The organism is Tessaracoccus sp. MC1627, assembly GCF_014164725.1.
GTDB lineage: Bacteria > Actinomycetota > Actinomycetes > Propionibacteriales > Propionibacteriaceae > Arachnia.
Window position 1 is genome coordinate 20,828 of sequence record NZ_JACJGA010000013.1, and the last position, 7,014, is coordinate 27,841.

Here is a 7,014-nt window from a genome sequence, read left to right on the forward strand (position 1 = left end):
GTGGAGGCTTTCGAAGCCAAGAGAATCGCAAAGGGGTTACACCGCCCTCAGCCTCGGCGTGGGCAGCAGTTCGTTGTGCGTGGCGTCACGATATCCGAGCATCTCGGCGATCTCGTCTGCGCCGAGACCTTGGCGGAGTAACTGGGTTGCGATGGCAGCCGTGAGGGCGGGCTGCTCACGCGGGATGAACTCGCCGTACGGTTCCCTGACTCGCATTCCTCGGGCGCTGAGTTGTTTGTAGAGGCTTGTCCGCTTGGCGGCGGGCAGAGTGCCGAGTTGGTAGGCCCGTTCGATGAGAGCTTGCATTGAGACCCACCAGACACGCTTCAGTGAAGCAGCCTTAGCCAGGGTCAGGTCATGCAACTCGGATCGAATCACCGCCTCGGGCATGAGGAACTCTGCTGCGAAGGCGTTGGCTTGCTCCTCGAGATTCTCGACCACCTCTTCGCGGTGCATGACGAGGTGTCCCAGCTCGTGGGCCAAAGTGAGCCGTAGGCGGTCCGGGGGTGCTGTGGTGTTCATCAGTACCACTGGGATGCCGGCTACCCATTGTGAGAGACCGTCGATGCGGTCTGTGTCAAAATCCTGTGCCACCATGACGCAGCCAGCGGCTTCCATCCACTGTGTCAACGCGCGGACTGGGCCAACCGGCAACCTCCATTGCATCCTGACGAGGCGAGCCGCCTCGGCGGGATCCACCATTACTGGATCGACGGAGGGCAGCGTCAACGATGCCGAGATGTCGACGATCTCGCTCATCTGTTGGATATGGAGTCGCAGCATGTTGAGCTTCGCCTCCAGCTGTCTCCAGATGGTTGGCTTGGCAGTCTTTCTCCGACGCATATGAGCGTCCACCGCCATGGCGCCGTTTGGCGACTGTGCCCGTTGGAGGAACCGACGCGTGACTCCAAGTGCGTCTGCGAGTCTCTCAAGGGTTTCGTCGTCAGGCACGCGCAGATCCTGCTCGTAACGGCTCAGTGCCGCCTGCGTGACCTCCACAGTGCCTGACAACTCTGCCTGCGTAAGCCCAGCTGCTCGACGTGCCGTCAGCAGCACGTCCCCAAGGCTACCCATCGGAGGTCCGCTCGATTCCGGGCAGCCTGATGGCGATCCCCGGGGCGGGTGCGATCGGGAACGGAGCGAACTGGCCCAACACCCCACCAGTGGACTCGGTTCGGAGTTCGACGGCCCAGACGCACCGTCGGCCATCGCGCAAGGTCACTACCGCCTCTGCCATCTCCATGAGGTCCTGGTCCCATCGGTAGCCAGCCACCAGCCGGATCTCACCCAGGCTCGGGAATGAGGGTTGAAGTCCCTGGCACATGAACTGAAGAGCGCTAGGAGTCGGGTAGGAGGACAGCAGATCACCTGGGAGGTGTGCCTTCATGCGGAAGCGGAACCTCTGGTCGACCATGAACTCACGAGCTGGCTCGGTCATCTTCAGTCTCACGCTGGGCATGTCGCCGAGTTCGCGCTTCACGTGGTCGAACAGGCGGTCGTGAAGCCATGACTTGGTGCCGCGACTGGTGGCCTGGGCGGACCATTCAGGGAAAGCCTCCCTGTACAGCGCCAAGTCCTTTCGCGTGGCGGCCACGACGCGGCCGAGGCCGGTGACCACACGTGGCCCCAAAGCATCCATCACCTGAAGTGGGTCTTCCGCATCAATCATGCCAGTAAATATACCACCCCTACCGGACAACTGCAGGAGGGCGCGTGCGAGAGTACGCGCCGACGGACGGGCGAGGGGCACGTTGAAAGCAGCAGCAACTTGCTCGGCATGCTCGACACGCGGGATGACAGGACGTCGGGGAGATCGGGCCCAAACCTCATCGCCTAAACGAGGGAACCCCGCTACATCACTACACGGGACTTGACCGCATCGTCCGCCGGTAGCGCCAGATGAGCCCGTGCGGCCAGCCTGAACCGCCGCTCCCTGGGCTAGGCAGAGGTTCAATCGGCTCAGCCAGGAACGAGACGAAATAGCCCTCCGCCTGCCGGTCACGTCTGGTGGAGACGAGGCGTTGCCGTGGCGACACCAAGGCCGTTGCCTCCCGCCTCCCGCTCTCCAGCGATCAGAGCTTGACTCGCCGGAGACCTGGGCCGGGTCTGCGTCTATAGCAATCCCAGGTATTCACGTGGGATAGGGCCCGCTTGCGGTCGGCGTTGTGGTTTCCACTGCGGGCCGATGATCTCAACCTCGTGGGCCCGCCAGCCGAGCGCGCGCGCGATCATGTGCGCTTCGCGCGGGGTATCTGCTCCCACGCATACAGCGTGCTCTCTCCATTCGGCACCCATCTCGGTGTCGCAGCGACTAGCTGTCGGGCAGATCACTACCCACGACATGCCCGGCATGTCGAGGGAGCCGATGCCCGCCAAGGCTCCAAGAGCCGACGATGCGGTGCCGCTCGCCAGCTCAAGTGGCACTGGGTATCCGCCGTCCCATCGTTCTGGATACTGGCCAGCGAGCCAGATCGCTTCGTCGGGCTTCAGCGTGGCCTGAAGGCCCGCGACGACCCGTTGGAGTAGGCGGTATCGCCGCTCCTTCATCGCTGCGATGTTCGCCGAGCGTTCACGCGCCGTGCGTGCAGCGTCCTGTGCAGCCTCCTCCTGGGCTCTCTGCTGCTCTTCCCGTCGCCGATCTAGGCCCTCCTGATACCAGCGGTGCCGTTTGAGGTCTGAGGTTCGAACCAGGACCGTTGCATCTCGGGTGGTGCGTGAGACGGTCACCTCGGCGGAGTTGGGGGCGCGTCTGACGGCAACCATTTCCACGAACTCGCCGGGGGACTCGGTTTTCGTCATGGTGCCATCGAGGATGCCCGAGATGACCTCGATCAGAGGCAGAGACTCCTGAGCTATCCATCGCTGACCGTCGAAGCGTGCCAAGCCGCGGTCGGCCACCGGATCCTCGGAGCCGCTCTCGGAGATGTGGACACTCGGGAGCTGACACATCCAGCCCGGGTGCCGAGAACTCAGCCAGACTGTCGCGATTCCGGCAGATGCGTACCGTTCGGTTCGGTGCCGGCCCTCGGGCATGCTCATGGCCGACAACTGGATCTCAAATGCGAACCTACGGCCAGAGGGGGTGAGGACGAGAACGTCGGCTCGCCAAGCATCCTCAGCGTCAGAAGCTGACGCAACCTCCAGCTCTGCTCGGTAGCCAAGGTCGCGAGCCAAACGGGCCACGAAAGACTTCAGGTGGTGATGCTCCGGGCTCTCCCCCTCGACCGGGCAAGTCGGTTGGCGCTTGTCGTGTGCGAAGTGGCGCAAACCGCGTTTCGAGACCCTGGCGTGCATGGACGCGCCACATGCCCTGCACGCCAACTCTGGACGAGGCCTCTGGCGATGGATGGCGAGCCATTCCTCGGTGCTGCAGACGGTGGAATCGAGCTCGACGCCAGCCAGTAGGGCTGTGAGAGGCATGGCAGCCCCCTTTCATAGTTCCCACCACGTCAGCCTCGCAGACGCCAACGACAAAGATCCGGAGGGCGCCTGTGCCGCTCCCTCCAGTGGAGCTGGGCGGGACGGCTGATGGCCAGCCCGGAGCCAAGCAAGCTCCTAGTTGCCAGAGCGAAGGGATTTCGGAGACGGCTGGAGAGGTTGTCCAACAGCCTGTTGGACAAACTGTCGTCGTCGTAGAGGGATCGCCAGGCCCTCTCCCGGCGCCACTTATTACATCGGATTATCCAGAGAATCCGATGTAATAACCGAGTAGAGTCCAGGCATGGCCACCCGACGCCGACAGCCACTCGTCACCCGCGACGACGTGCCGCTGCCCCCGTACGAGTGGAGCCACGACCGCTCCGGGTCGAAGTCCGCGTGGGGTGTGAACCTGCCGATCTCGGAGCGCCACGATCTGCAGCTGATGGCCCAGCGCGGCACCGCCGGCCGCTGGACCTGGACGCTCACCATCTACCGCACCGGCAGCACCGACCAGGTGACCCGCATCGCCCGCGGCGTCCAGCCCACCCTGACAGCCGCCAAACCGGCTGCCGAGGCCGCCGCCCGCATCTGGCTCGCCGACCAACTTGAGCTACCCGACGAGTCGCATGTCTGATAGCCAGCCAGGGGCCCTGCACAGTGCGGCTGGTGGTCTGGTCGCGGTTGATCAGCAGGCGGGGATGTTGCTGCCGGAAGACCTGTCGTTGGATGCGGCCGAAGCCGCGTTCGCCTCGGCCTCCCGGGCCTCGTCGACGTTGCGTGGATACCGCTCCGACTGGACCGAGTTCGTCACCTGGTGCCGCGACAACCACCACATCGCGTTGCCCGCCACCGACATCGCGATCTCCCGCTACATCTCGGCGCTGGCCACCGCCGGCGCGAAGGTCGGCACGATCAGCCGCCGTCTGTCGACGATCCGGTTCGCCCACAAGGTCCGTAACCATCCCGACCCCACCCAGACCGCACGCGTGATCGCCGTCTGGGAAGGGATCCGCCGCCAGCTCGGCGCTCCCCCGGACCAGGCCCGCCCCCTCATGCCCCCACTCCTCCTCGACGTCGTTGATGCTTGCCCGGCGATGACGAAATGGAAGACCCGCGACGATGAGCCCTCGCTCAGCGGCATCCGGGACCGGGTACTCCTGCTGGTCGGGTTCGTGTCCGCGCTGCGCGCCTCCGAACTCGCCGCCCTCGAGGTCGATCAGATCAAACCCCACGAACGTGGCCTGGTGATCGAGCTCACCCACTCCAAAACGAATCAGACCGGCGACCTTGAGCTGGTGGTCCTCCCCTGGGGTGCCCGCCAGGACTACTGCCCCGTCACCGCACTACGCAACTGGCTCACCGTCGCTGGCATCACCGAAGGCCTGGTCTTCCGATCCGTCTCCAAAGGCAACCGCGTCAGCGCCCGTGGCCTCACCCCCGACGGCCTGTCCCGGCTGATCACCCAGGCAGTCACCCGGGCCGGTCTCGACGCCACCGGCTTCTCGGCGCATTCCCTTCGGGCGGGGTTCGTCACCTACGCCGCGAAACGTGGCGCCACCTCCCTGCAGATCGCCCGCCAGACCCGGCACAAGGACCTGGCCTCCATCGGGATCTACACCCGCATCGAAGACGCCTGGGAAGAGAACGCAGCCACCCAACTCCCTCTCTGAAGAGGTCGGCGGGCTTGGCCTCGAATCGTCGCCGGGTCCGGCCGGAGGCCTCCCTGGACACTCCCCTGCTTCACTCTCATGCCGATGAGCGCGCACCCTGATGGCACGGGTCTGGCTTGCAGAACTCAGTGAAGATCACGCGTGATGAGTGCAGGCAGAACATTGCTGTGCGCGTCGCAGGAGCCAGATGTCATGGGCTGAAAGGGTGCGTAGTGCCAGTCGTTGACGTCAGGCGACGGGGCGCGCCGGGATGACTGCAGGCGACCCCGCCTGTCGGCTCCCTTGGCGATATCGTGGCAAGCACCAACGAGGAAAGGCGGCATGACACCATGGCGATTGATCTGAGCCAAGTCGTTTATGCATTAGGTCGGAGCGGGACTGGGGGGGTTGTCACTCTCCTGGGGACCGCCTTTGCAGTGGGTCCGCGTAAGGTAGCGACTGCCTACCATGTCGCAGGTGCTGATGACAGCAACATGGTGCTCATTGCTCCGAAGGTTTCGAGCATCGCAGAATATCAGGACACTTCGGATTCGTCATTGAGCATTATGCCTCTAACCCTTTCCGCGGCAGACCCTGTCCGGGACCTCTCTGTTTATGAACTGCCAAACAACGTCGAGATTAAATATTCTTATGGTATTGGAAGTTCGGACCTGGTTCCGCCTGGCGCTCCGGTGACGACCTGGGGATTTCCGCACGCGAATTTTGGCAGGATGGTGCTGACCCAGCAGAGTGCCCACGTCGGCGCTCGGATCTTGATCGAGAGCGCCGGTCAGAAAAGCAAGCACATTGTCCTGAACACCCAGGCTCGTGAAGGGCAGTCGGGCGGCCCTGTGCTGAATGCCTCCGAGAACACGGTAGTGGCCGTCCTGATTGGGAGCTACGCCCCAGGGGGTGGGGGTGGGATAAGCCTCGGCGGCGTAGATCCAGCTACTCTGCACCAGACAACCCACGCAGTGTCGGCTGAATACTTGAAGGGGATGCTCCAGTGAACGATATCGATCCTTCCGAACTCCTTGCTGGGAGCATGGATGAGTGGGTGCACTCATTGCCTTCCTATCAACGAGACCATGTGCTCAACATGCTCGCGACCAGCGATCCGGTTGAGGCGGCCACCACTTGGTTAGATAATTCCGGCCCAAAGGACACGGCTCCGTACGGAGGACTCCGCGCGGGGGCAGCGAAGTTCTATTCAAACCTTCTGGTGGAACTCCAGAAACTTCTTTGCGGGGGTGGAGGGTATGAGGAAGAGAGGAAACAGTTAGCCCACTCTATCGGCGCAGGTAAGATGGTTATCGTTGCCTCAATCTCCACCGCGATAGCTCCCCATGTGGGAGCGGCGGCGGTTGTCCTTGGTCCCGCAATCGCTATCACACTTGGCGTACTAGGAAACGCAGGGCACGCGTCAGTGTGTGAGGCCCTAGATGAGCTGATCAAAGAGCGAACAGCGGCGAGTGAATCTCAGGCGCCATGAGCCTGGTCCCAAGACAAGGACGAGGCGACCGCCCGGATCGCGCACTAGGAGGGGCGAGCGCAATCGCGGGCTCAAGCACAGTGCACCCCCGACCCACCTCAGCGGCTGCTTGCGCCGAGTAGCGCAGCGGTAGACACACATGGATCCAGCGGGCCCGCAAGGCACGGATCACCTTCCTGCTGTTGATCCGGACAAGCTCCTCGCCCTTGTCAAGTGTCGGGTTTGATGGAGGCATCCAAGTCACGAAGGAGGGCATCGGATGCCAGCACTACGGAAGTATCCCGACGAGTTGCGTGAGCGGGCGATCCGGCTCACATTGGAGGCTCGGAAGGACCCGGCGACACGGCCGGGGGCGATCCGCCGGATCGGGGAGCAGCTAGGGATCAACTCGGAGACGCTACGCGGCTGGGTGTCCCAGGCAGAGGTCGACGAGGGTATCCGGCCGGGCACCAC

7 protein-coding genes and 1 pseudogene are annotated in these 7,014 nt (G+C 63.6%); 4 read left to right on the forward strand and 4 right to left on the reverse strand.

The annotated features are described in order from the left end of the window. Positions 1-36 precede the first annotated feature (36 nt). From H5399_RS17170 to H5399_RS18720, 4 genes and pseudogenes are all read right to left on the reverse strand, one after another. A complete protein-coding gene (locus tag H5399_RS17170; protein WP_182784889.1) occupies positions 37-1,074 on the reverse strand; it encodes an ImmA/IrrE family metallo-endopeptidase in 1,038 nt (345 codons plus the stop codon). Further along, complete coding sequence (locus H5399_RS17175; RefSeq protein ID WP_182784892.1) at positions 1,067-1,669, reverse strand: hypothetical protein; 603 nt, start codon at positions 1,667-1,669, stop codon at positions 1,067-1,069. Before H5399_RS17175 ends, H5399_RS17170 begins: the two co-directional genes overlap by 8 nt. Positions 1,670-2,112: 443 nt before the next feature. Further along, positions 2,113-2,898 (reverse strand): hypothetical protein, encoded by a 786-nt coding sequence (locus H5399_RS18310; RefSeq protein WP_255422430.1) that lies wholly within the window; start codon positions 2,896-2,898, stop codon positions 2,113-2,115. 84 nt (positions 2,899-2,982) lie between these two features. After that, positions 2,983-3,420 (reverse strand): annotated as a pseudogene (locus H5399_RS18720) (competence protein CoiA); the annotation flags it as partial. Between the two features lie 301 nt (positions 3,421-3,721). On the opposite strand from H5399_RS18720, the gene H5399_RS17185 reads away from it, so the two are divergent. The 4 genes from H5399_RS17185 to H5399_RS17200 all read left to right on the forward strand — a co-directional run. Beyond that, positions 3,722-4,054, forward strand: coding sequence for a hypothetical protein (locus H5399_RS17185; protein WP_182784896.1), 333 nt, complete (start codon positions 3,722-3,724; stop codon positions 4,052-4,054). Next, a complete protein-coding gene (locus H5399_RS17190) occupies positions 4,047-5,090 on the forward strand; it encodes a site-specific integrase (RefSeq protein ID WP_182784898.1) in 1,044 nt (347 codons plus the stop codon). The genes H5399_RS17185 and H5399_RS17190 overlap by 8 nt, the downstream gene beginning before the upstream one ends. Positions 5,091-5,419: 329 nt before the next feature. Continuing rightward, complete coding sequence (locus H5399_RS17195) at positions 5,420-6,079, forward strand: serine protease (protein ID WP_182784899.1); 660 nt, start codon at positions 5,420-5,422, stop codon at positions 6,077-6,079. 741 nt (positions 6,080-6,820) lie between these two features. Next, positions 6,821-7,014 (forward strand): transposase (locus H5399_RS17200; RefSeq protein ID WP_182784901.1); only part of this gene is annotated, 194 nt, incomplete at its 3' end.